The organism is Aureimonas sp. Leaf324 (genome assembly GCF_001423245.1).
Lineage (GTDB): Bacteria > Pseudomonadota > Alphaproteobacteria > Rhizobiales > Rhizobiaceae > Aureimonas.
On record NZ_LMOH01000012.1, the window covers coordinates 99,077 to 123,771 of the forward strand.

Sequence of the window (24,695 nt, forward strand, 5' to 3'; positions counted from 1 at the left end):
ACTTGGCGACCAAGAGCATTCTCGCCGAGGCGTCCTGACGCGATGCCCCGGTCTCCCATAGGATCCGCTCGAGCGCTCGACGGATGGTACCAGGGTTCGGTCGCCGCGGCAGAGCAGGACGAAGACGGCATGGGACGCGTCTTCATCCAAAAGTAGAGGCTCAAGATCGAGATCGATCGCGTTCACACGTCGTACGTGAACTCGATGCCTCGGGATGCGATCCCCTGAGGAGGTCCCACCCGCTCGTCCGGGACGTTCCGCGACAATCCGTCTTCAAGGCTCGAATATTGACCGGCGTCTGATATAGACGGGATCGGGCGTGACGCCGTCGTCGGTCTCGAGCCCCTTGGCCAGTCTCACGGCCGTCCAGGCGTCGGCGGCTTCCTCAACGCCGTAATCGACGTGAACCATTCGGATGAACGTTCGTGTGCCCATCATGTCGACGTCCGCTCGAACAACTCTCACCGCGTCCCTCGCCTCGCGATCATCGACCACGACGAGGAAGGACTCGCCGACGCCAAGTGCGTCGCTCGTCGATTTGAGAACATCCAGAACGCTCCGTTCGCCTCGATCTCCCCAGTTGGGTTTCAGATCCGGGGGATTGCCGGCAAGCCGCCAAAGTTCCATTTCGCGGGCGTACTTCCGTCCCTCCCTTGTGACGATGCGCTTGATCCGCCAGCGATTAGCCTCGATCCAATCTGCGATCGTCGATCTGATCTCATTTCGTCTGTCCCGATCCTCTCCTGGATCACGAGTGACCTCTTCCAGGACGAGATCCGTCATCCAGACTTCGCAACCCGGTGCATACAACCAGTCCAGAGCGTCGATGGTCCCAAGAATGGACAGCGGACTGCTGTCCATTATCAGAATCTTCGGAAGCCTGACGTCCGCAGGATCCGGACGATCAATCACGGTCTCGTCCGAACCGTCTCCGAACGGCGGCGAGTTCCCGTTCGACAGCCTCTTCACCCTTCCCGGCCAACGCATCCGAACTCATTCGATCGATCGCATCGTCGATGTCCGACACGTCATATCCAAGGGGATCGTCGATCAAACGCACGGTTTCCGACCGTGGCTCCTGGAACTCGAACGGCACCGGTTCGGCGGCGACCATCTTCAAACGAGTGAACTCCTCGATCGAAACAAGCACATTCCTGACCTTGCCGTGCGATGAGATCCCGACAGGCCCCATTGACGCCAGACGTTGGGCGTCGCCTACCCGTCGTTGTAATTCGGCCGAAGTAAGAATGGGCATCGCATCATTCTCCGATATATATTATGCATAAAATACATATTTTTCATCGCATCGCAAGCGATGATGCCAACGGTGTTGGCTGCATCCGCTGATCATGCCGAAGCACGCTACCTCCCCAAATTGGACCAGTCGGGTAGAGACCCTCATAGGAGCCAGCACGCCATCTCCTGACTACGTTCGTTCCGTTGATAGTGCACGGGTCTTCGGAACGTGGATTTGGCGCAGCAAGCCCCTCCCGCCGCCCTGGAGGACCGACTTGATCGTGATAGGGTACTAGCCCATCGCCCCCACCTCGTTCACCTCCGCCTATCCTGGGTGCAGGTCCGGAATGTCGCAACTCGAGCCAGGAGGCAAAGTATGTGCGTCGCGCCTGGCACGACAGTCGGCGTGGATGGGGGCATGGGAGCAGAGAACATCATGATCCGCGGATGGTGTGCGGCACCAAGGCTCCGCGTGAAGTGCGCAACGCCCAGACGGGTCAGACGCGACCGCGACATTCGCAGATAACGCGGAATTATAGCCTCGCCATGCGGTGGCCGTCCGGGCTCTGTATGAGCGCTCGTCGGCATGTTAGCCAGTTGGACAACGAAAGATCAGGTTTTCAGGCGCGGCGGACAATACAGGCGTAGATGAAATCCAAGTAGCTTCGCGGACGCGAATGCGACTGGGCATCGACGATACAAGTCCAGTCAAAGAGTTCCGCCCGCACGATACATGAGACGGGGCGAAGCATCCACGCTCGGATGTGCCGCCCTCGCTCGACACCGTTTTCGTGTCCAAAGGGAGGAATGCATGCGTGAACTGAAGTCTCGTGCCCCCATCGTCGGGTTCTGCCGCATGGCGCTTGTGGGAGCGTCGGCCCTGGCGGCCTCGACGGTGTCGATGTCCGGAGCGGCCTTCTCGAAGGACCTGACCTTCGGGTACGTCCCGGCAAGTCTCGAATACCCCTACAATGTCATGACCGCCCAGGGCTTCGAGAAGGCTGCCAAGGAAGCCGGCGTGAAGACGGTCGTGCTCGATCCGCGTGGTAGCGTCGAGAAGCAGGGCAATGCGCTCGACGACCTGATCAACCAGCAGGTCGATGCCATCGGGTTCCTTCCGCTCGACTCCGTCGTCGCCGAATCCTTCGTGGACAAGGTCAACGACGCGAACATCCCGATCGTTGCCATTGCCCTGCAGGTCGGCGACTCGGCAAAGCGTCAGGTCACCGATCCGTATCCGGGCCTTTCCGCACTCGTGGCAACCGACAACTACAAGTCGGGCGAAGTCGCCGGCGAGATGGCCGCAGGTCTCCTGCCGAAGGATCGCAAGGCCAAGATCGGCATCGTCATGGGCGACCCCGCCTACACGATCGTCAAGCTCGACACCGACGGCTTCCGGGCCGCGCTCGACAAGGCCGGTGCGAACTACGACATCGTGGCCGAGCAGCCCACCAACTGGACGCCCGACGAAGGCGAGGCGGTCTGTCAGAACTTCCTGACCGCCCATCCCGACATGGATCTGATCTACAGTCATGCCGACGACATGGCGATCGGCTGCGCACGGGCGATCGACTCCGCCGGCTCCAAGGTCCAGCTCGTCGCGACCGGCGGCGGCTCCAAGCTCGGCACCGACGCGATCGCCGCCGGCGAGATGTACGGCTCCGTCTGCACCCGCCCCGAACTTCTCGGAACCCTGATGTTCCAGTCGATGTACGAGGCCGTCACAAAGCCCGAGACGCCGAAGGCCCGCTTCGTCACCTACGACATGCCGGCCATCACCAAGGCGACCATCGACGCCTGCCCCGAGAAGTGGTGATCCGAATAGCGATCCCGACTTCCGGATAGCAGGGGAGAGCCAGCCGATGTCGTCATCCGAACCCATCATGAAGCTGCGAGGCGTCGTGAAGGCGTTTCCCAACGGGACGCTGGCCCTCCGCGGTGTCGATCTCGACATCGAGAAGGGAAAGGTGCACGGCCTGCTCGGCGCCAACGGCGCCGGCAAGTCGACCCTGATCAAGATCCTCTCGGGTGCCTACTGGGCGACGCTCGGCGAGATCACCTGGCGGGGCGAGCAGGTGAAGTGGGACAGCCCGAAGGCGGCGAACGACATGGGTGTCGCCACGGTGCATCAGCACATCCCCCTCGCCCCGACCCTCTCGATCCTCGAGAACGTGTTCCTCGGCAAAGTTGGATGGTGGCGTCGCTCGTCCTCGATCAGGACGCAGTTCGACGAACTCTGCCAACGGGTCGGCTACTCGCTCGACCCGGATGCGCTGGTCGAGAACCTCTCGATCGGCGAACGGCAGATGGTCTCGATCTTCCAGGCGCTGGCGACGGGGGCCGACCTCATCGTCATGGACGAGCCGACCGCATCGCTGGCGTCGGACGAGCGCGAACTCGTCTACGAGACGGTCCGGCGCCTGACGAGGATCGAAAACAAGGCGATCCTATTCGTCTCCCACTTCCTCGACGAGGTCATTGCCCTCACGGATCAGGTGACCGTGCTCCGGGACGGCATGGCCGTACTCCGGGCCGAGACCCGTGACCTGGACGAGGGAAAGCTCGCCGAGGCCATCGTCGGCAAGCAGGTGATCGCGCTGGAACGGGAGGCTGCCCAGCGCAGACCGCTCGAGACCGACGATGTCGCACCACGGCTCCGCCTTCGTGACCTGGCGTCGCCGGGAAGACTTCATCCCATCTCGCTGGACGTCGCCCCCGGTGAGGTGGTGGGTGTAGCAGGGCTCCTCGGCTCGGGTCGCAGCGAACTGCTCCACGCGATCTACGGATCGGACCGCTTCGCGACCGGCACCGTGACCTTGGACGGCGTGCAGCTCGCCCGGAGCCCGAGAGCTGCCGTCGCTGCGGGCATCGGGCTCGTTCCTGAAGACCGGATGGGACAGGGCCTGGTCCCAGACTTCGAGATCTGGCGGAACACGACCCTTCCGGCCCTTGGGGGCGTGTCCGCCCTCAACGCCCTTCCCATCTCCGAGCGCGAGCGCCGGAGGGGCTGGGACGCGATCGAGAAGCTGTCCATCAAGGCGAGTTCGCCTGAGATCCTCGTGAGCGAACTCAGCGGCGGCAACGCCCAGAAGGTCACGATCGCGAAGTGGCTCTTCAGCGACGTGAAGCTGTTCCTACTCGACGAACCGACGGCGGGCATCGACATCGGCGCGAAGACCGACATCCTGCGGCTCGTCCGCGAACTCGCCTCCGGCGGCAAGTCCGTCATCGTCGTCTCCTCGGAGTTCGAGGAACTTCTCGCGGTCTGCGACCGCATCCTCGTCATGCGCGACGGCAGGTGCATCGCGGAGCGGAACTTCGACGAGACGTCGGAGCACGACCTCCTACTCCTTGCGGGCGGACAGTCCGCGACGATCACCTCCGCCCCCGCCGCACCGGCAACTCAATCCGTAGTGGGCCCTCAATCATGACCATCGCAGCACAGGACCACGTGCAGCCGACACCACCGTCCCCCTCGGGGTCGCGGGTGTCCGCTCCGACGAACTGGGGGCGCGTCTTCGGCCTCCGCGAGAAGGGTGTCTACTATGCCCTCCTCCTGCTAATCGCCCTGATCACGCTGGCGACCACCTATATCGGCCAGTCGAACTACCTCAGCATCCAGAATTTCTCGAACGTGGTCTACCAGTCGTCGCTCATGGCCATGATGGCCGTGGCGATGACGGTGGTCCTGATCAGTGGGAACTTCGACCTCTCGGTCGCGTCCGTCGCGGCCCTCGCGGCTGCGGTCCTCATCGGTAACGCCGATGCCGTCGGCTTCTGGCCTGCCGCCGCCCTGGCGATGGCTGTCGCCATGGGCATCGGCCTTATCAACGGCTCGATCGTCCAGTTCGTCGGAATCAACGCCTTCATCGTTACACTGGGCACCATGACGGCGGTGCGGGGCCTCGTCCTGATCTACACCGACGGACGGTCGCTTTCCGTATCGGATCCCGGCGTCATCGCGACAATGCGCGCCTTCGAGGGAGGCCGTCACGAAGGCTTCTGGATCGTCGTCGCGGGTGGCGTCGCCCTGCTTGCCGCCGGTATCTTGGGGGCGATCAGGAACAGGGCCTCCGGCCGCTCCCTGCAGCCCGGCCCGGTCGGCATGACCATCGGCGGGATCGCTCTCCTTCTCCTCGCCTGGGGTTCGGGTGGGGAACTCCTCTTGCGAAACCCCGTCATCTACCTTGGCATTTTCACGGCCATCGTCTGGTTCGTCCTCGGCTACACGATGGTCGGGCGCCGCCTCTACGCGGTCGGCGGAAACGCGGAGGCTTCCCGCCTCTCGGGAATTGCCGTGACGCGTTACAAGATCATGGCCTTCGTCTTCTCCAGCGCCACGGCCGGTTTCGCTGGCATCCTGTTCGCCAGCCGCCTACGATCGATCAACCCTGCCGGCCTCCAGGGAGCCGAACTGACGGTCATCGCAGCGGCGATCCTCGGCGGCACGTCCCTCTTCGGCGGTGCCGGCAGCGTCATCAAGACCCTGGCCGGCGCGTTGCTCCTGTTCTCGCTGACCAACGGCTTCAACATCCTGAACCTCGGCGCGAACTGGCAGGGACTGATCGAAGGCATCGTGGTGGTGGTCGCCGCGGCGATCTACACGGTCGGTAACAAGAAGGCGAAGTCGAAGACCGGCGGCTGACCCTCTGCCGAGGTCGTCCGCATCGTCGCCCGGTCCCACCCGAGGTCCGGGCGGCCCTCCATTCCAGTCATATCCGAACGTAGAGAGTTCCCATGAGCACGACCGCCGCCATCGACTACACGGGTAAGGTCGCCTTCGTGACCGGCGCCGGCAGCGGCATCGGCCGGGCGACGGCCATCGCCTTCGCCAAGGCAGGTGCTTCGGTCGCCGCCGTCGACATCGGCGAGAAGGGTCTCGCGGAGACCGTGGCCCAGATCGAGGGGATGGGTGGCAAGGCCCTCACTCTGGTCTGCGACGTGACCAAGGGGGCTGACGTGAAGGCGGCACTCGACAGGACCGTCGAGACGTTCGGTCGCCTGGACGCCGCGTTCAACAACGCGGGTATCGAGCAGCCGGCGCAGCCTCTGGCAGACCTGTCCGAGGACGTCTGGGACCGCATCATCGCGGTGAACCTCAAGAGCGTCTTCCTCTGCATGAAGTACCAGATCGAGATCATGCTTCGGCAGGGAAGTGGAGCGATCGTCAACACCTCGTCAGGCGCGGGTGTCCTCGCGATCCGCGGCCAGTCGAGCTATTGCGCCTCCAAGTTCGGCGTCGTGGCGACGAGCAAGGTCGCGGCGCTCGAATACGCCGACAAGGGCATCCGCGTGAACGCGATCTGCCCGGGCATCATCGATACGCCGATGATCGCACGCTACACCGGGGATACCGACGAGGGTCGTGCCCGTATCATCTCTCAGGAGCCGGTCGGGCGCATGGGGCGACCGGAGGAGATCGCCGGGACCGTGCTCTGGCTGTGTTCCGAGGCCGGCGGCTTCGTCACCGGCCATGCCATGGTCGTCGACGGCGGTCAGACGGCGGGTATCTGACGACATCCGGGCGGCTGACTCATCCTTGGCGTTCAGCCGCTCGGCCCGTCCGGTGATCGAACCGGCGACAACTTACCTACACGCGATACCTTCGACAGGAACGTCAGGTCCTGGTTCTGTCCGACCTTCTCCCCGAATGCGCTCTCGATCTCGTCGAGAAACGCCTCGAGCGCTGGGACTGTCCGAGCGTACTGCAGAGCCTTGGCGAGCACGTTGAACATCGGTAGGATCGGGAATGTGCTGATATTCAGGTACCAGGCGCCGATACTCACACCGGCGTCCAGTCTGTTGATGCGTCGGGCGATCTTGGCCCGCTGCACCTCCAGTTCCGCAAGATCATGGCTCAGCCGCTCGACCTCGGCCTGGCGCATGTCTTCCGGAAGATCGGCGAGCCGGGTGATCAACGCCCTTCCCTTGCGACGATCGACGGACGTGAAGTGCAGGATCTCGTCGATGCCGACGTCGGGGCGCATCTCGATGATGGGGATCGGCGGGAGGATGATGCGTCGTTCTTCCTTGCGTCGCTCGTTGGCAGCCCAGGCCGCCGCTATCCGATCGTTCGCGGATCGGTAGAAGTTGAGCCGGTCGCCCATCAGCCTCATCGGCGAGATCCAGCTATCTACGAAGGATGCCTCTCCGGGCCATGCCGGGACGAAGGTCGCATCGAGAGCATGCGCGAGGTGGACACCGCGCCCGAAGTACGACGCTTCGCCCGATAGAGTCTTGCCCGAGAGACGTTCGTAAGACCTCTGGAAGTCCGCACCTACGACATCGAACGACATGAGACCGCGGTCGACGAGCGGCTGCAGGCAGGCGCGGCGAGCATGGTCCGGACCGAGCAGGAGTTGCGAAACGTGCTCGATCGGCGTCCCGGTCTCGGCAGACAGTTTCTTGATGATCTCGAAGACCTGAGGGCCGAGAGCGGACTTGCCTAGGATGTATTCGTCCGCGGTCTCCACGAGATCCGAGGCGAAGAATGCGGCCGATCTCCGACGACCTATCACGCCTCGAGGATTGACCTGCCTCGCCTCGTTCAGAAAGCCGGTGTCACCGAGTTCCTCCGGACGGGTGTGAAGGAATCTGACGCGATCGGCGGAGACGAGGGTCAGGAGGTCGTCGCGGGAAACGGCCTGTTCCTGCCAGAAGCCGTCCGCGTCAACCAAGGGAGGTGGTTCCATATAGATGGTGTCGTAGGCTATCAGAGCCTGTCGCAAATCGATCTGAGGTACCGCGTTCGGCTGTACGTAGCAGGCATTCCCGGCGTCCTCGACGAAGGAAGCCAGCTCTTGCCGCAGCTCGCCGCGGAACAACGCAGGAAGGCTGGCGAACCACCAATCCTCCTCTTCTCTCACGAACTGTGGGACCTCCGGTCGCTTTCGGAGCGGCTTGAACGAGGTTCGTTGAAACGAGGCAATGACCTCGTTGCTCGCCTCCGAAAGAGGAGGCGTAGGTGCCGCCACAGGCAGTACGTCGAATTCGATCGGTCGTCCGCGGACGAGTGTCGTCATGAACGACCGCAGGCTAGCCTCGCTGGCAGCGTCCAGCGGCGACGCGAAACATAGGCGCATCGCCCCCGAACGCTGGTCGTTGAAGGCCGTGAGAGCAGGTAATCGCGGGAAACAACCGGCCAGGATAGTCTCGAGATCGGGGCGGCTGAAGACGAGGCTCTCGATCCCCGATCCGATGTCACGATCCGCTATTCCCCCGATCCGTACTCCCTGCGAAGGGCGGGTGTTGAGGATCCGGACATTCTGACCGATCTGGACGTAGCTGTCGGCGAACTTGTCTCCCAGGACCGATAGATTCAGCTGGTCCTCGGGAACGTAGATGACGTGGAGGTAGGGAGGGATCTCGTGGATCTCGGTCCGCAGATGTGGGTAGTCGGCGCGCAAGCGCAGGTCGGTCCGCCGCACCGATCCTCTCTGAGCTTCGAGATCGTACTTCGTCATTCGCGGCTCCTGGGACCGGAAGAGGCTGCCCCAAGCATGACGGCAAGCGAGCCCGGCCGACAAGGTCGATGACGACGGCAAGCTAGGACGGTGGCAATGCGGAAGGTATCGCGAGGCAATGCATCAGGCGCGTCGCATCGTCGAGCCCGTCGAGTCCATCGGCCAAGGCGATCGCCTCCGTAAGGGCGTCCGGAGAGAGCCTAGCGAACGCGACCGTGGCGCACTCGCGGAACTTGGTAGCGATGTCGCCCCAGCTCATCGGATTCTCCCCGTTCCCCGGGACGTCGTGCCCTTCGACGAGCCAGCGCCGTCCGTCGCGAGCCAGGATCTCGACACGACCGGGGGGCATCTCGAGCTTCCAATCGAGGCTCGGATCGGGAACGAGGGTCATCTTCCGTCCGATGGCGAGCACGCACTCATCTCGCAGGCCGGGTTCCGAGAAGTCGGAGACGCTCATGCCTCGCCGGGCGATCGCCACCGAGACGAGGAACGGTAGACTGAACTTGGCGTCGGCCAGGGTGGCGGGAGCGCGTCGCTCGTCGAGCGGCTGGCACATCAGGTCGTGGTAGTCGCCGACGTGCAGCCGGATCTCTTGGATGTCGTCGAGCCGCAGGTCGTTCTCCTGGACGATGTCGATGGCGGCCTTCATGTGGCTGTGGGCCGTACCGACGCAGGGCCAGCGCTTGTACAGCGTGCCACTCCCAAGGAACGTCCTGCCGAGGCGGTCCAGAATTCCCGCCCGGTCGTAGCCCCCGCCGAAATAGGTGTTCATGAAGCCGTACCGCCCCTCGAAGGCGCGATCGATGCCGGTGACCCCCTTCTCGGCCATCATCGCCGCGAGGACCGCGCCCTTCGCCGAGAAGCCCGCGTACATTCCTCTCAGGTCGCTCCCTCGGCCGGCAACCATCTCCATGACGCCGCTCGACTGCATCGTCGCGATCCCCATCGCGTGTGCGATTCTGGACGCCGGAAGACCCATTACGCGTCCTGCGGAGGCCGTCGCCGCGAAGACGGCCAGCACGGTGGAGAGGTTCCAGTCCTTCTTCCACTCGACGTTGCAGCGGAGCCGCCCGAAGATGTCCTGGCCCGCCGCCACCGCCGCGATCAGCTCCTTTCCTGTCACACCACCCTGCCGCTCGGCGACGGCAAATACGGCCGGCACGATGGAACTGGCGCAGTGCTGCCCCCACTGCGTCTGGTCGTCGTAGTCGAGGCAGTGGGCCAGGGCACCATTCGCCATCGCCGCCATCAACGCAGGGGCACGGCCACCGAATCCGAGCACGGTGCAATCCGGCCGCCCTCCGCTCTCGGCGACGATCTCCATGACGCCGCGGACCGCAGGTTCCATGCCGCTCGCGGCCAGGATCACGCCGAGCGTGTCCAGGATGCTCTTCCTCGCAGCCGACCGTGCCTCCTCCGGCAGATCCTCGTAGCGCAGGTCCGCGGCATGGGAGGCAAGGATGTGGACGAGGTCGCGGTCCGCTGACATGGCGGGATCCTTCTCGAAAACGCCGGCGCGGCGGCGCGATCTGGGGAAGCGGGTCCGAATGGAGTTACCCATTCAGCGGGCGGGGCGGAACCCCGGCGTCCCCTTCCCCCTCATGCATCGGTCCACCCCTATAGCCCACCATTATATCGCTTGGGCCTGCCGCAGCTTTCACGGTTTCATTCCCTCCGCCGAGATGGAATTTTCAGCTCGATACCGAATGCGGGAGACTCTCATGGGACAGCTGAGCGGCAGGACCGCCCTGATCACCGGCGCGCTGGGCACGATCGGCGAGGCGCTCGTGGCGCGCTTCCACGAAGAAGGTGCCCGGGTGATCGCATCGGACCGCCCCGGGCTGGACTCGCACGGGGACCATGCAAGCAAGCTTCCATCGGACGTTCAGTACTTCGGGTGCGACCTGAACGATCTGGCGGGTACGGAAACGGCAGTGAGGGCTCTGGCGGACGAGGTCGGGGGCATCGACGTGCTCGTCAACAACGCCGCCTTCGTCGTCAACAAGCCCCACGAGGAGTTCTCGATCGAGGACTACGAGAAGGAGATTCGCATCAACTCGTCGGCGGCGTTCGTGCTCTCCCGAGCATGCGCGGAGCACATGAAGCGGAAGAAGGCCGGCAAGATCGTCAACATGACCTCCCTGACCCTCACCGGGCACTGGGACGGCTTCGTTCCCTACGTAGCGTCGAAGGGCGCGATGTACGGGCTCGTGAAGTCGATGGCACGCGAACTCGGACGGCACGGCATCAACGTCAACGGCATCTCCCCGGGCGCCGTGCTTTCCGACGCAGAGGGCCGGCACTTCGGAGCACGACGCCAGGAGTATCACGACTGGATCATGGAACGTCAGAGCCTGAAGCGTCGGATCGAGCCGGTCGACATCGCCAACCTGGCCGTCTTCCTCTCGTCCTCCCAGGCCGATCTGATCAGCGGCCAGGATGTCCACTGCGACGGCGGCTGGTAAGGCCGCGAGAGGATCGGCTGGGAGGCTGGGATGCAGACCCTGACACCGGCGAGGTTCGCCGACGGCTTTATGTTTCTGGAAGCACCCAAGTGGCGCGAGGGACGTCTCTTCGTCTCGGACGTTTTCGCGCACGAGGTCTGCATCCTCTCGGACGAGGGAGCGGTCGAACGGCGAATTTCCGTGCCGACGCGACCGTCGGGCCTTGGTTTCCTATCCGACGGGACGCTGATCGTCGCCTCGGCGAAGGACTGCAGGCTGCTTCGCCTGGACGGCGACGATCTCGCCGAGCACGCGGACCTTTCGAACGTCGCGAACGGTTGGCTAAACGACTTCGCCATCGACCGGCAGGACCGCATCTACGTCGGTGACTTCGGATACGATTTCGTCGCTGGCGATCCACGAAGGACGACTTCGCTCCATCGGGTCGATCCCGACGGTACCTTCGAAGCCGTTGCCCACGAGGTCGATTTTCCAAACGGCTCAACGATCGTCGACGAAGGGCGGACGCTGGTCCTCGCAGAGACCTGGGAAGCCCGCATCGCAGCCTTTGACTTGGACGGCTCCGGCAGACTGACGAACCGCCGGCTGTTCGCGGATCTCGACGGCCGCCAGCCCGACGGCCTGTGTGCCGACCGCGATGGTGCGCTCTGGGTCGGGATCTACAACACCGGCGAGTTTCTGAGAGTGCTCGACGGGGGAGAGATAACCCATCGGATCAAGGTCGACGGCTCCGCTATCTCCTGCACTCTCGGCGGCCCGGATCGACGCACACTGTTCATGACCGCCTTCCTCGGGACGGACGAGGACATGTCCGCCGGGAAACGGAACAGCGCGATCCTCACGGCACGCGTGGATGTCCCGGGACCATCCGACACGTTGCCCTGACCCCGACGGGCTGCTCGACCCTCGGCAACGGAGGCCCCTCTCCCGGCATGCCGACCGCGACGGGCCAGTGTTCCAACGATGAAATGCAAGGCCGCCTCACCGGCGGCCAACCGAGAGAGACCGACATGAGCGACACTCCGAAACCCGCCTATCCCCGCATCGGACTCCTGATCGACGGCGAGTGGATCTACGACCGTCCGACGCTGTGCGACGTCGAGAACCCGAGCGACGAGTCGATCATCGGTCAGGTTCCCAAGGCGACCGCCGAGGATCTCCAGAACGCGCTCGCATCATCGGCGCGTGCATTCGACGTCTGGCGTCGCACGCCGCCGTCCGAACGCTCGGCTGTCATGAAGCGGGCCGCTGCCCTCATCCGTGAGCGGGCGTCCATGATCGCCCCGATCTTCACGATGGAACTCGGCAAGACGATCGCCGAGTCCCTCGCCGAGATCGAGCGTTCCGCGACGTTCCTCGACTGGGATTCGGAGGAGCTTCGCCGTCTCTACGGCCGCATCGTCCCGACAGATCCTCCGATCCAGCAGTTCGTGGTCCGGGAGCCCATCGGGCCGGTGGCAGCCTTCACGCCGTGGAACGTGCCCATGAGCGCTCCATCGCGGAAGGTGAGCGCCTCCCTGGCGGCAGGCTGCTCCGTCATCCTGAAACCCGCGGAGGAGACCCCGGCGACGGCGTGTCTGTTCGCTCAGTGCTTCATCGACGCCGGCCTCCCGAAGGGGGTCCTCAACGTCGTCTTCGGCGATCCCGACGAGGTGTCTCATACCCTTGTACTGTCTCCGATCACCCGGCTCGTGACGCTGACGGGCTCGATCCACGTCGGCAAGCACCTTACCCGGCTTGCCGCGGAGACGATGAAGCCCGTCCTGATGGAACTCGGCGGCCACGCGCCGGTGCTGATCGATGAGAACGTCGACGTGGACGGCGTCGCCCAGATGGCTGTGAACTGGAAGTTCCGTATGGCGGGCCAGTTCTGCTCTGCCCCGTCGCGCTTTCTCATCCACAGGTCGGTCTACGGCGACTTCGTCGAGAGCCTAGCCTCGAAGGCGAGCAAGCTGAAAGTCGGCGACGGTTTCGAGGAAGGGGTCCAGATGGGACCCCTCGCGAACCGGCGACGTCTGGCGGCGATGGCGGATCTCGTCGAGGACGCGGTCTCGAACGGAGCGAGGATCGCGACCGGAGGTCAGCGCGTCGGCAACCGCGGTTGGTTCTACGCGCCGACCGTACTGGCCGACGTGCCCCTGGAAGCGCGCATCATGAGCGAGGAGCCGTTCGGACCGATCGCGCCCTGCGCCTCGGTAGACTCGATGGACGAAGCGCTGGAGATCAGCAACAGTCTCGAGATGGGGCTTGCCGCGTTCGTCTTCACGAACTCCATGCAGCGTGCGGATCACCTTGCGCGGGAACTCCAGGTCGGCTCCGTCGCCTTGAACGTCTTCACGAGTCCCGGTGCCGACGCCCCCTTCGGAGGGTATCGGGAAAGCGGTATCGGACGCGAGGGCGGCCCCGAGATGTACCACAGCTACACCGTGGCCAAGACCATCGCGGAGCGCCGGATCGCGGTGTGATGAATTCGGAGCGACGCGGCGACCGTCTCAACCCGCTCGTATGATGCCATGCCTAGCCGAAGCCGGATCGACATTGTCGATCCGGCTCGCGACCTTTCGGTGCGAGCTGGTGCGCAGCATGAGCCACCGTCTTCTCCTGGGCCGCAACAAAGTACGTTCCAACGCACCATAGACACCTGTTGCGCGATCGTGGCCAGGATGCACGGAGGATGATGACGGACATTCTCGGTGTGACCCGGCTCACCGATCGGCGTACTGCCCGTCGGTCACGAGTTCCATCCAGTCGGCGTTCTTGCCGTCCCGAACGTAGGTGATCGCGATGTGGCTCATGGCGGTCACATCGGTCGCGCCGTGCCAGTGCTTGACCTCGGCCGGGATCCAGACGGTGTCTCCGGCCGCGATCTCCTGTCGCGCTTCGCCCTCTCGCTGCACCCACCCCTTGCCGGCCGTCACGATCAGCATCTGGCCCGCAGGGTGCGTATGCCAGGCGGTTCGGGCGGAAGGCGCGAACGATACGAGACCGGACGCCGATGGCGTGTCGACGGTCGATGGCAACAGCGGAGACACGACGACATGGCCGGTGAAGTTCTCCGCGCTCGCGAGCATCGAAGGACCAGATCCCGCCGGATAGACACCGATCTCCTGGGCGTCGACGGACGTAGCGCCGGCGACGGCCAGCGTGGCGGCGATGAGCGTGTTCTTCATAGGGTGCACCTTTCGGTTTCGGTCAGCTCGTGCTGGCTGTTCTGGTCCAGCTGGAAACGATTCATTCTCAGTTCGAACGGCTTTCGACGACGTCCCTGACGACCGGCCCGGCCGAGAAGGCGTTCGGCCAGCCTGCGTAGAAGGCGATCTGAGTCACGACCTCGCCGGCCTCCTCCTTCGTCAGGCCGTTGTCCATGGCCCGGTTCAGATGCCCGGGGAGCTGTGCGACCTGTCCATTGGCCATCAGCGACGTGATCGTCACCAGGCTACGATCACGGAGACCGAGGTCTGGTCGTAGCCAGACGTCCACGAAGAGCGGATCGGTCGTGAATTCGGCAAGGCCCGGCGAGGACGTGCCGAGAAGCCGCTCCACGCTATCCTGCCGGGTCGCCTCTGCCCTTTCGTCGATCGGACGGAGTGTGGGTGACGCCGCGGGCAGTTCCCCGACCTCGATGCCCCGATCGGCGAACACGGTCTTGGCGATCGCGACCGCGGACATGGCGTTCGACCAACCGGCATAGAACGCGAGGTGCGTGATGGTTTCGGACAGTTCGGCCGGGGTCACGCCGTTATCGAGAGCGACGGTCATGTAATGGCCGAGATCGATCGTCTGGCCGCGAGCGATCAGGATCGCTGCCGTCACGAGGCTGCGGTCACGTCGGGAGAGCTGCGGACGCTCCCAAAGGCCGCCGACGACAGCGTCCTGCCCGTATCGGGCCAGCGCGGGCGAGACCGCAACGATGTCGGATCGTGAGAGAACAGATGGGCTCGTCGAAGCGCCGAGGTTCTGCGTTGATTCCTGCGCCAACGCGGTTGTCCCGAGCGAAACGGTGAGGAGCGAGGTGGAGAGAAGCTTCATGGGTTCGTTCCCTCTGAAAGACGATCGGGCGGAGCAGATCCATGCAGGATCCTACGCGGCTGGCTGGGATGACGCCGCAGACAGAAGTGAACCAGAAGGTAGGCCAGGACCCTGCCACGGATTAGACAGCGTAATCCGCACGAGGTTATAGATCGTATCTATGAATACACGAGACGATCTGAGCGATTTGAGAGCTTTCCTGGCCGTCGCGCAGGAACGCAGTTTCACTCGTGCGGCGGCAAAGCTCGGCGTGTCGCAGCCGACGTTGAGCTATACCGTCCGCCAACTGGAGGCGCGGCTCGGTGTCCGCCTGCTCGCTCGCACCACTCGCAGCGTCGCGCCGACCGAAGCCGGGGAACGGCTGCTCCAGACGATCGGCCCACTGTACGATGGGATCGTCACGGGCATGAACGCCCTGAGCGAGTACCGCGACAAGCCTGCCGGAACGATCCGCATCACTGCGGACGAACACGCGGTGACGACAATCCTCGCCCCCGCTCTCGGGCGCATCCTGCTCCGCTATCCCGACATCAAGGTTGAGGTAACCGTCGACTTCGGCCTGACCGACATCGTGGCGGAGCGCTTCGACGCCGGCATCCGTATCGGGGAGCAAGTGGCGAAGGACATGATCGCCGTGCCCGTCGGGCCGGAAATGCGCATGGTCGTCGTGGGCGCGCCGATGTACTTCGCCGGGCGTCACCTACCGAAGAAGCCACAGGACCTCCTCGGTCACAACTGCATCAACCTTCGTCTGCCGACGTATGGCGGCCTGTACGCTTGGGAGTTCGAAGGCGACGGCCGCGAGCTTCGTGTGCGGGTCGATGGTCAACTCGTGTTCAACAGCACCGGGCAGATCCACAGGGCAGTGCTCGCCGGGCTGGGAGTGGCCTACCTTCCCGAGGAGCAGGTGCATGCCGACATCCGCGAAGGTCTGCTCGTTCAAGTTCTCGACGACTGGTGTCCAGCGTTTTCCGGCTACCATCTCTACTATCCGAGCCGCAGGCAGGCTTCGCCCGCGTTCAAGGTTCTAGTCGACAGCCTGCGCTACACCCGCCCTTCGGGATAGCGATCTCGTCGTAGTACCTTCGAAAGATCGAGGACGTCAGTTGGCCGCCGACGCCGACCGTGCATAGCCGCAAGTTCGATTGGTATGCGAACGACCTTCCGCTGGCAGGGACACCATGTGCGCGATTGCCCAGTGCGGAAGCGGATCATCCTGGCGGTGACCGAAGTCTTACCCAACCCAACGGATCGTCCAAGGCTCGACTCATGAGCCGCACTCATCACGGCATGCGCATCGCGGCTTCTTATTCCTCCGACTGCAGATCCTAGCTACCCGTGTGAAGACGAACCGGCCGTCCTCGTGCCGTCGACGTATTTCGCCGACGGACGTCGTCATGGCGGAAGGGTCGACCGATCTGAAACGTCTGCGCGGCCGAGCTGTGCTCGAAGCGGATCGGAGGCTCAGTTCATCCAATTCAGCACATCATCCCTATCCCAATGGAATCCCAATCATGTCCAATACCGCACGATTCATCGGCAAGGTCGTTCTCGTCACCGGAGCCGCAAGCGGTATCGGGCGGGCGACAGCCGTCGCATTCGCTAGGGAAGGCGCGCAGGTTGCAATCCTCGACCGAACTAAGGAATCCCTGAACGATGCGGCCGAAGCGGTCGCCGGCGTAGGAGCCAAGGCCTTGGTCCTGGCGTGCGACGTATCGGAACCGGCTCAGGTCGAGAAATCGATCGGTCGTGTGGTCGAGACCTTCGGTCGGCTGGATATCGCCTTCAACAACGCTGGAGTGGAAAACGAGGCGGCTCCGGTGGCAGAGATCGATCTCGAAGATTGGGACCGGATCCTCGACATCAACCTGCGCGGAACCTTCGTCTGCATGAAGCACGAGCTTGCACAGATGGTGCGCCAGGGCGGTGGCGTCGTTATCAATACGTCGTCCGGTGCCGGCGTCCGAGGCGTCGCGGGAGGCGCGGCCTACGCTGCCTCCAAGCATGCGATCATCGGTCTGACGAAATCGGCCGCCCTGGACTATGCCAAGTCGAACATCCGCGTGAACGCGATCCTTCCTGGCAACATCGAGACCCCTATGATGGACCGGTTCACGGGAGGCGACATCCAGAAGGCGATCGACCTCGAACCCGTGGGTCGGCTCGGCAAGCCGGAGGAGATCGCCGACGCCGTCCTTTGGATGAGCGCAGATCTCGGCGCGTTCGTGACGGGCGCAGCGATCGCCGTAGATGGGGGATGGTCGCTCTGATCAGGCCTCGATCGGAGATCCTAAACGACCCGCGACATGACCCTCATCTCCCTTCTTTGGTCGAGTGAGCGGGATCGGTCACGTGGCGTTCGACGGGGAACTGCTTGCGGACCGGCTCGGCTCTATAGACTGGTAATCCGAACGACGGATCATGGCTAAACAACCGCTCCGAGGCCATGAACGAAGCTTCTTCCCCATGCGACATCGGCATGGGGAAGAGAGCTAGCCGAGAGACGTAGGTTTGCTCGGTCTAGACTTCTAGTGTCGCAATCGACGACTTCAGAGGCCCTGTAGCCTGTCCCTCCCCGGCTGCCTGGCGCAGTCGGGCGTTGCGGGTCTCAGGCACGAACTGAACCGCCACGACGCCCATGATGGCCACGGCGATGACATAGAAGCCGGGTGCGATCGGCGTACCGAAATACCCGACCAGCCACGCCGCGATCAGAGGCGTCGTGCCTCCGAAGATGGCGACCGTCAGCTGATAGGAAACCGCATGCCCGGTTGCACGGAACGACGTCGGGAAGAACTCCACGGCAGCAGCGAAGGAGGCCCCACCGTAAAGCCCGATGCCGATGCCGATCAGCATTTGCCCGACGAGCGCTCCGGTGAAGGTGCCGGCCGACGCGAACTGTAGGGCCGGATAGGCCGCGCACGCGATCCACAGGGCTCCAGCGGTCAGCACCGGCTTGCGCCCGATACGGTCCGCCATGAACCCACCGACCACTAGGAACATCGACAGGACGAAGACGGCGATCGCGTTCGAAGCAAGCGCGGCATTCGCGTCCAGGCCAGCCTGTCGGACGAGGAAGGTGTACATGAACCCCAACAGGAGATACGAGCCGACGGTCTGCACAGGTTGGATCAGGAGAAGGTAGAGCATCGATCGAAGGCTGGCCCGACGATCCTCGCGCAACTGATGCGCGTCGCTCGTCCGCTTGGCCTCGACGTACTCCTTCGGCTCCTCGAGGTTACGGCGCATCCAGAACCCGACGATGCCTATGAGGCCGCCCAGGATGAATGGGAGACGCCAGACCCAGTCCGAGTAGATCTCGGGCCCGGCGGCGAACTGCAGGACGGCGAGCATGATCGCGACGAAGGCGTTCGGCAGGTGACCGAAGAACCACACGACGCCGACCCAGAAGCCGCGCTTGTCGTCCGGCGCGGACTCCAGGATGTAGCTCGTGGCACCGCTCGTCTCGCCGCCCATCGCGAAGCCCTGTAGCAGTCGACAGAAGGCGAGCAGGATAGGTGCCGCGATCCCGATCGTCGCGTAGGTCGGAAGAAAGCCGATCGCAGCGGTCGCGCCGGCCATGAGCCAGATCGTGATCGAAAGGATCCGCACGCGCCCGATCCGGTCGGCAAGATACCCGAAGAACAATCCTCCGAGCGGACGTGCGAAGAAGGCGACCGCATAGACGGTGAAGGTGCTCAGGATTGCGGCCTGAGGACTCGACGAGTGGAAAAAGTGCGTGGCGAGGATCGGGACCGAGAACCCGAACACCGCGAAGTCGAAGATCTCGCCGAATTGGCCGACCGAGGCCGCCCCGATCTTCTTGCGATTACCCGACAGGGTATCTTCAGTATGCGCCATAGTCTCCTCCCAGTGGCGTTGCGATAGGTTCGTGCGATCGCGTCCGCTTCACTCCCGCGGACGGTCGAGCACTAGCGGAAAGGTTCAGAAGACGAAGACGCCCTTCCCGCCCGCCTGGGCATCGAAGTGTCGATAGGCCTCCTCGGCCTGATCAAGCGTCCATCGATCGGTGAAGAGGCGGTCGAGGTCGAGCCCACGCGACCTGACGAAGTCTGCGCAGGCCTTCTGCCCGACGGTCGACATCGTATAGGACGTCATCACCGTGACCTGCCGGTCCAGCAAAGCCCTCGTCTCGACGGTGACCTGACCACCGACACCGACCATGCACATGCGGCCCCAGGTCGCGATCGCCTTGAGAGCGGACATCGCGGCCTGCGGAGAGCCGGAGGTCTCGACGACCAGCGAGACGCCCTTGCCGCCGGTTAGGTCGTGCAGGGCCTCGGTCACGTCGGCGTTCCGAGGGTTGATGGTCTCGTCCGCACCGAAGCTGCGGGCGAGTTCGAGTCTGTTCTCGTCGAGGTCCACGGCGATCACTCTCGCACCTCGGGTCGCGGCGAGCAGCGTCGCGGAGAGGCCGACCGGCCCCTGCCCTAGGACGACGATGGTCTCATCCCCTCGCATCTGGGCTCTGTCGAGGGCGCCCCAGGCCGTGCCGGTACCGCAGGCGATCGCTGCACCCGCTTCGAAGCTGAGGTCGTCGTGCAGGGGCACCAGGGTCGCCGCTGCGACCTTCATGTAGGGAGCGTGTGCACCATGGGCGTTCGCACTGTAGGTGGTCCGCGTCACCGGCTCACAGAGCTGCGGCCAACCCGTGCGGCAGTGATCGCAGACCGTGCAGCCATGGTAGTGGTGCACCATGACCCGATCTCCGACCTTGGCGACGTGCGGAAGCACGCCTTGGCCGACGGCAGCGACGACGCCGGCCGGCTCGTGGCCGGCGATCATCCGAGCCTGCGTGGGAACGCTCGGATCGTGCGGAGCGCGGTACCAGTGCAGATCGCTGCCGCACATACCCGAAGCCTTGATCTCGACGACGACCTCCCCGTGTCCGGGGGTCGGATCCTCGAAATCGGCGATCACGGTGCGACGATCCCCCAGGAAGACCAGGCCCTTCACGAGACGAACTCCACCGGACGAAAGGAGATCGTCCCAAAGGACCCGATTGCGTGCGTGAGAGCTGGGGTGGTCACGATCCAAGACCCTGCTGGATCGGATACGGGGACTCCCCGTCGGGCGACGTCGTCGAATGAAACCACTGATCTGTTCACGGTGCACCTGGATTGCGAATTGGCGCCGCGACGATGTCGTCGTCCAAAGCAGCGTCCTGGGCCAGATACTGACCACCGCCCCCAAGAGCATTCAAGCAACGATGCGGCTCAGAGGCCGCCGGCAATAATATCAGCTTATATCTGATCTCGTCTCGAACCACGATCCGGGTTTCGACTACCGATACCTTCTGGTCCGCGAACGCTGGTCTGCCACGCCGAACCCCGATGCTTCTCGAGCACAGCGCGGCAGACGACATCGTCGCAACCTCACCCTCGTAGGTAGGCCGGCGAGATGACTTGTCCTCATGCGAGGCGGTGCGACACGACGGTCGCCTCGACGGACGCCGAATTAACGGGCGTTCCGTCGAGGCCTGAGCACTCAGGCCAGTTCCGGTAGTTTCTCGATCAACTTGTCCAAGGTGATCGGGTAGTGGCGTACGCGGATGCCCGTAGCGTTGTGGATCGCGTTCGCGACCGCTGCACCGACGCCGCACAGTCCGAGTTCGCCGACACCCTTCGCCTTCATCGGCGAAGAACGCGGGTCGGTCTCGTCCAGAAAGATCACCTCCTGATGTGGGATGTCCGCGTGAACTGGCACCTCGTATCCGGCAAGGTCGTGGTTGACGAAGAACCCGTGGCGCCTGTCGACCGCGAGTTCCTCCATCAGTGCGCCGCCCACCCCCATCGTCATGGCACCGATGACTTGGCTTCGCGCCGTCACCGGGTTCAGGATTCGGCCCGCTGCGCAGACGGAGAGCATACGGCGCACGCGCACTTCCGCCGTGGCGACGTCGACGCCGACCTCCACGAAATGCGCACCGAACGTCGACTGCTGCTCTGCATCCGTGAAGGCCGGATCGAACTCGATCCTGTCCTCCGCCACGATCTCGCCGTCGCTCGCGGCATCCGCGAGTCGGACGGACCGATTGCCGGATCGGACCTCTCCGTCGGCGAACACCAGGTCGTCCGTCGAATTGAAGCCGAGCTTGCTCGCCACGGCCTCGCGCAACTTGACGCAGGCGGCGTAGACGCCAGCCGTCGACGAGTTGGCCCCGAACTGGCCGCCAGAACCTGCGGAGACGGGAAACGCGGAGTCACCTAGGTTCACCGCGACCCGCGAGAGCGGTACGCCCATCATCTCGGCGGCGGTCTGCGCGATGATGGTGTAGGAGCCCGTGCCGATGTCCGTCATGTCGGTCTCGACAGTCACGACGCCATCCGCGCCGAGCCTGACACGAGCGCCCGACGGAAGGGTGATGTTGTTTCGGAAGGCCGCGGCGACGCCGATGCCGACCAGCCACTGTCCATCGCGAACCCGGCCGGGCTTCGGATCACGGGCGGCCCAACCGAAGCGATCGGCCCCCTGTCGAAGGCATTCGACGAGCTGGCGCTGCGAAAAGGGCCGATCGGGCTTCATCGGGTCGACCTGCGTGTCGTTGATCACGCGGAACTCGATCGGGTCGATGCCGAGGCTCTCGGCCATCTCGTCCATGGCGATCTCGAGCGCCATCAGGCCCGGTGCCTCCCCGGGCGCTCGCATGGCGTTGCCTTCCGGGAGATCCATTTCGGCCAGGCGCATGGATGCCAGACGATTGCCACCGGCGTAGAGGAGCTTCGTCTGCGCCACCGCGGTCTCGGGATCGCCTCCGGACAGATTGCCGGAGGTGCTTTCGTGGGCGATGGCGCTGATCCTACCATCCCGGTCCGCGCCGATCCGGATCCGCTGGATGGTGGCAGGACGATGCGTCGTGTTGTTCGGGATCATGGGCCGCGTCAACGCCACCTTGACCGGGCGCCCGACTGCCTTCGCACCCAGGGCCGCCAGAACGGCATCCGTCCGGAGGAAAAGCTTGCCGCCGAATCCACCGCCGACGAAGGGCGAGACGAGCCGTACCTTTTCCTTCGGCACGTTCAGCGTCGCCGCAAGGTCGGTCAGGCCCCAGTCGATCATCTGGTTCGACGTCCAGACCGTCAATTCGTCTCCATCCCACCGCGCCGTCGAAGCATGGGGCTCCATCGCGGAATGACTCTGATCAGGCGTCGTATATTCCTGATCGAGACGAACGGGAGCTTCGGCGAAGGCCGCTTCGAAGTCGCCGAACCTGTCTTCCGGCGGGGACGCGCTGCCCTCCTCGCTGTTGCCTCCGACGATCGGTGCATCCGGCGCAAGCGCGGCCAGGTCGAAGCGCCCGTCCTGCCGCTCGTAGTCCACGCGAACGAGGTTGGCGGCTGCCCGTGCCTCCTCGAACGTACGGGCCACGACGATGGCGACGGCCTGATGGTAATGATCGATCTCGGGGCCGGCGAGCAGCTTGGCGACGTTGAACTTGCCCTTGCCGAGGGGGCCGGCGGATTCCGCAGTGACGATGGCCAGTACTCCCGGTGCGCGTCGCGCCTCATCGAGATGCATGGCGGAGATCCGCCCCTTGGCGATCGCGGAGCCGACGATGGAGCCGTAGGCGACGTCGGTTCCAACGTCGTGGCGCTCGTAGGCATAGGGCGCGGTGCCGGTGACCTTGAACCGTCCGTCAATGCGATCGAAGGGCTGGCCCACGACCTTCATGCGGTCGATCGGGTTCGTACCCGCGGGAGTATCGAACTTCATGGGCTTCAATTCCTCGCTTGCGTCATGACCGCAGCGAGCGTGCGCTCGGTCAGCGGGATCTTGAACGCGTTGTGCTCGGTGGGGCGTGCGCCGTCGAACAACTTCGCCGCGGCTGCGCCGGCCCCGCTTGTCAGGGCCGCATCGGCTTCCGAGACACGCCAAGGCTTGTGGGCGACCCCGCCGACGGCTACACGACCGGAGCCGTCGGGCTGTATCACGGCGGCCACGGAGACCAATGCGAACGCGTAGGACGCACGATCGCGCACCTTGCGATACACGTGGGTCCCTCCAAGAGGACGAGGCAGCGTCACGGCGGTGATGAGTTCACCCGGCTCGAGGACGGTCTCGACATGCGGCGTGTCGCCAGGGAGGCGGTGGAACTCCGCGATCGCAATTGTGCGCGTCGCACCATCCGGCTTGACCGTCTCGATATCGGCATCGAGTACCCGCAGCGCGACGTTCATGTCCGAAGGATTGGTGGCGATGCAGGCGTCGCTGACACCGACCACACCGAGCTGTCGCGAGTACCCTTCGAGCGCCGAGCACCCAGACCCCGGCTGCCGTTTGTTGCAGGCCATGTTGGTGTCGTAGAAGTACGGGCAACGGGTGCGCTGCAGGAGGTTGCCGGCGGTGGTCGCCTTGTTGCGCAGCTGGCCGGAGGCGCCCGCCATGACGGCCCGCGTCAGGACACCGTAGTCGCGACGCACGCGCTCGTCGGCGGCCATGTTGGTGTTGCGCACGAGCGCACCGATCCGCAGGCCGCCCTCCTCCGTCGCCTCGATCCGATCGAGGCCCAGACCGTTGACGTCCACGAGATGCTGCGGCGTTTCGATCTCGAGCTTCATGAGATCGAGAAGGTTGGTGCCCCCGGCGATGAACTTCGCGCCGGGTTTTGCGGCGGCGGCGGCAGCTGCCTCCTGCGGGCTTGCCGCCCGTTCGAACGTGAAGGACTTCATGCGGGCCTCCCGGCGACTTCGGTCATGGCGTCGGCAATGTTGGAGTAGGCGCCACAACGGCAGATGTTGCCGCTCATGCGCTCGCGCATTTCGGCGTTGGACGGCTCGGGGGTAGCGGAGAGATCGGCGGTCACATGACTTGGAATACCCGCCTTCACCTCCTCCAGAACGGCGACGGCCGAGACGATCTGGCCCGGCGTGCAGTAGCCGCACTGATAGCCGTCGTGCTTCACGAAGGCGTCCTGCATCGGGTGAAGTGCATCGGGTGTGCCGAGGCCCTCGATCGTCGTCACCTCGTCGCCCTGGTGCAGGACGGCGAGTGTCAGACAGGAGTTGATCCGGCGCCCGTTGACCATGACGGTGCAGGCACCACACTGACCATGGTCGCAACCCTTCTTGGTTCCGGTCAGCGCGAGATGCTCGCGGAGCGCGTCCAGAAGCGTCGTGCGCAGGTCGAGGTCCATCTCGCGGCGCGTTCCGTTCACGGTCAACGTCACCTGCGAGCGGACGACCGACGCGGTGTCCGTGGTTTGCTGTGCCATCGCCACTCCCGGCAGTGCCGTCGAGGCGACGCAAGCCGATGCGCTCACCATCAGCTCACGGCGATTGAGTTCGAGGTTGGTCGTCTTCATCGTGTTCTCCATCGCCGGAGCCCATGCCGCCCTTGATCCTCCCGCCGCGGCCTCGGTCGGGTTGCGGCGGACGTTTCCATGGAAGGAACGGCAGACTGCGATCTCCGATTATAATTGGTCTAAAGAAGGCTCAGGATTACCCCAGAAATTCGGGATGGTGTCATGAACCCAGCTTCTGAA

Annotated in this window: 20 protein-coding genes; 9 read left to right on the plus strand and 11 right to left on the minus strand. The window is 64.2% G+C overall.

Features of this window, described 5'->3' with window-relative positions:
• Window positions 1–273: 273 nt before the first annotated feature.
• The gene (locus tag ASF65_RS08085; RefSeq protein WP_244486595.1) at window positions 274–969 is read right to left on the minus strand and encodes a hypothetical protein; all 696 of its coding nucleotides are present in this window, start codon (window positions 967–969) and stop codon (window positions 274–276) included.
• Window positions 905–1,255 carry a hypothetical protein gene (locus ASF65_RS08090; RefSeq protein WP_082505272.1) on the minus strand — a complete coding sequence of 117 codons (351 nt, stop codon included), beginning with the start codon at window positions 1,253–1,255 and terminating at the stop codon, window positions 905–907. Before ASF65_RS08090 ends, ASF65_RS08085 begins: the two co-directional genes overlap by 65 nt.
• An 837-nt stretch (window positions 1,256–2,092) precedes the next feature.
• Between ASF65_RS08090 and ASF65_RS08095 the strand changes: the two genes are divergently transcribed.
• The 4 genes from ASF65_RS08095 to ASF65_RS08110 all read left to right on the plus strand — a co-directional run bounded on the left by ASF65_RS08095 (window position 2,093) and on the right by ASF65_RS08110 (window position 6,750).
• Entirely contained in the window at window positions 2,093–3,052 is a 960-nt protein-coding gene (locus tag ASF65_RS08095) for a sugar ABC transporter substrate-binding protein (protein WP_244486620.1), read from the plus strand.
• Window positions 3,053–3,098: 46 nt separating this feature from the next.
• Window positions 3,099–4,667 (plus strand): sugar ABC transporter ATP-binding protein, encoded by a 1,569-nt coding sequence (locus ASF65_RS08100; RefSeq protein WP_055887697.1) that lies wholly within the window; start codon window positions 3,099–3,101, stop codon window positions 4,665–4,667.
• A complete protein-coding gene (locus ASF65_RS08105; RefSeq protein ID WP_055887700.1) occupies window positions 4,664–5,881 on the plus strand; it encodes an ABC transporter permease in 1,218 nt (405 codons plus the stop codon). The genes ASF65_RS08100 and ASF65_RS08105 overlap by 4 nt, the downstream gene beginning before the upstream one ends.
• 92 nt (window positions 5,882–5,973) lie before the next feature.
• On the plus strand, window positions 5,974–6,750 hold the full coding sequence (locus tag ASF65_RS08110) for a glucose 1-dehydrogenase (protein WP_055887703.1): 777 nt from the start codon (window positions 5,974–5,976) through the stop codon (window positions 6,748–6,750).
• A gap of 32 nt (window positions 6,751–6,782) precedes the next feature.
• On the opposite strand, the gene ASF65_RS08115 is transcribed toward ASF65_RS08110, so the two are convergent.
• Together ASF65_RS08115 and ASF65_RS08120 are read right to left on the minus strand one after the other, a co-directional pair.
• The gene (locus ASF65_RS08115) at window positions 6,783–8,699 is read right to left on the minus strand and encodes a hypothetical protein (RefSeq protein ID WP_055887706.1); all 1,917 of its coding nucleotides are present in this window, start codon (window positions 8,697–8,699) and stop codon (window positions 6,783–6,785) included.
• 82 nt (window positions 8,700–8,781) lie between these two features.
• Window positions 8,782–10,188 (minus strand): MmgE/PrpD family protein, encoded by a 1,407-nt coding sequence (locus ASF65_RS08120; RefSeq protein WP_055887708.1) that lies wholly within the window; start codon window positions 10,186–10,188, stop codon window positions 8,782–8,784.
• A gap of 232 nt (window positions 10,189–10,420) precedes the next feature.
• On the opposite strand from ASF65_RS08120, the gene ASF65_RS08125 reads away from it, so the two are divergent.
• From ASF65_RS08125 to ASF65_RS08135, 3 genes are all read left to right on the plus strand, one after another.
• Window positions 10,421–11,164 carry an SDR family oxidoreductase gene (locus ASF65_RS08125; protein WP_055887711.1) on the plus strand — a complete coding sequence of 248 codons (744 nt, stop codon included), beginning with the start codon at window positions 10,421–10,423 and terminating at the stop codon, window positions 11,162–11,164.
• A gap of 30 nt (window positions 11,165–11,194) precedes the next feature.
• Entirely contained in the window at window positions 11,195–12,049 is an 855-nt protein-coding gene (locus tag ASF65_RS08130) for an SMP-30/gluconolactonase/LRE family protein (protein ID WP_055887713.1), read from the plus strand.
• 125 nt (window positions 12,050–12,174) lie between these two features.
• A complete protein-coding gene (locus ASF65_RS08135) occupies window positions 12,175–13,629 on the plus strand; it encodes an NAD-dependent succinate-semialdehyde dehydrogenase (protein ID WP_055887716.1) in 1,455 nt (484 codons plus the stop codon).
• A 240-nt stretch (window positions 13,630–13,869) separates the two neighbouring features.
• Here the strand turns inward: ASF65_RS08135 and ASF65_RS08140 are convergent, their stop codons facing one another.
• Window positions 13,870–14,334 (minus strand): cupin domain-containing protein, encoded by a 465-nt coding sequence (locus ASF65_RS08140; RefSeq protein ID WP_055887719.1) that lies wholly within the window; start codon window positions 14,332–14,334, stop codon window positions 13,870–13,872.
• A gap of 67 nt (window positions 14,335–14,401) precedes the next feature.
• Window positions 14,402–15,193 (minus strand): carboxymuconolactone decarboxylase family protein, encoded by a 792-nt coding sequence (locus ASF65_RS08145; protein WP_055887721.1) that lies wholly within the window; start codon window positions 15,191–15,193, stop codon window positions 14,402–14,404.
• 160 nt (window positions 15,194–15,353) lie between these two features.
• Between ASF65_RS08145 and ASF65_RS08150 the strand changes: the two genes are divergently transcribed.
• Together ASF65_RS08150 and ASF65_RS08155 are read left to right on the plus strand one after the other, a co-directional pair.
• Window positions 15,354–16,259, plus strand: coding sequence for a LysR family transcriptional regulator (locus ASF65_RS08150; RefSeq protein WP_055887723.1), 906 nt, complete (start codon window positions 15,354–15,356; stop codon window positions 16,257–16,259).
• A 448-nt stretch (window positions 16,260–16,707) separates the two neighbouring features.
• On the plus strand, window positions 16,708–17,463 hold the full coding sequence (locus ASF65_RS08155) for a glucose 1-dehydrogenase (RefSeq protein WP_055887725.1): 756 nt from the start codon (window positions 16,708–16,710) through the stop codon (window positions 17,461–17,463).
• A gap of 250 nt (window positions 17,464–17,713) precedes the next feature.
• Here the strand turns inward: ASF65_RS08155 and ASF65_RS08160 are convergent, their stop codons facing one another.
• The 5 genes from ASF65_RS08160 to paoA all read right to left on the minus strand — a co-directional run bounded on the left by ASF65_RS08160 (window position 17,714) and on the right by paoA (window position 24,515).
• Window positions 17,714–19,054: an MFS transporter gene (locus ASF65_RS08160; RefSeq protein WP_055887726.1), complete on the minus strand. Its 1,341-nt coding sequence runs from the start codon at window positions 19,052–19,054 to the stop codon at window positions 17,714–17,716.
• 84 nt (window positions 19,055–19,138) lie between these two features.
• The gene (locus ASF65_RS08165) at window positions 19,139–20,170 is read right to left on the minus strand and encodes a zinc-binding dehydrogenase (protein ID WP_055887728.1); all 1,032 of its coding nucleotides are present in this window, start codon (window positions 20,168–20,170) and stop codon (window positions 19,139–19,141) included.
• A 531-nt stretch (window positions 20,171–20,701) separates the two neighbouring features.
• On the minus strand, window positions 20,702–22,927 hold the full coding sequence (paoC, locus tag ASF65_RS08170; protein WP_055887729.1) for an aldehyde oxidoreductase molybdenum-binding subunit PaoC: 2,226 nt from the start codon (window positions 22,925–22,927) through the stop codon (window positions 20,702–20,704).
• Between the two features lie 5 nt (window positions 22,928–22,932).
• The gene (locus ASF65_RS08175) at window positions 22,933–23,883 is read right to left on the minus strand and encodes a xanthine dehydrogenase family protein subunit M (protein WP_055887731.1); all 951 of its coding nucleotides are present in this window, start codon (window positions 23,881–23,883) and stop codon (window positions 22,933–22,935) included.
• On the minus strand, window positions 23,880–24,515 hold the full coding sequence (gene paoA, locus ASF65_RS08180; RefSeq protein ID WP_082505429.1) for an aldehyde dehydrogenase iron-sulfur subunit PaoA: 636 nt from the start codon (window positions 24,513–24,515) through the stop codon (window positions 23,880–23,882). Before paoA ends, ASF65_RS08175 begins: the two co-directional genes overlap by 4 nt.
• Window positions 24,516–24,695 lie beyond the last annotated feature (180 nt).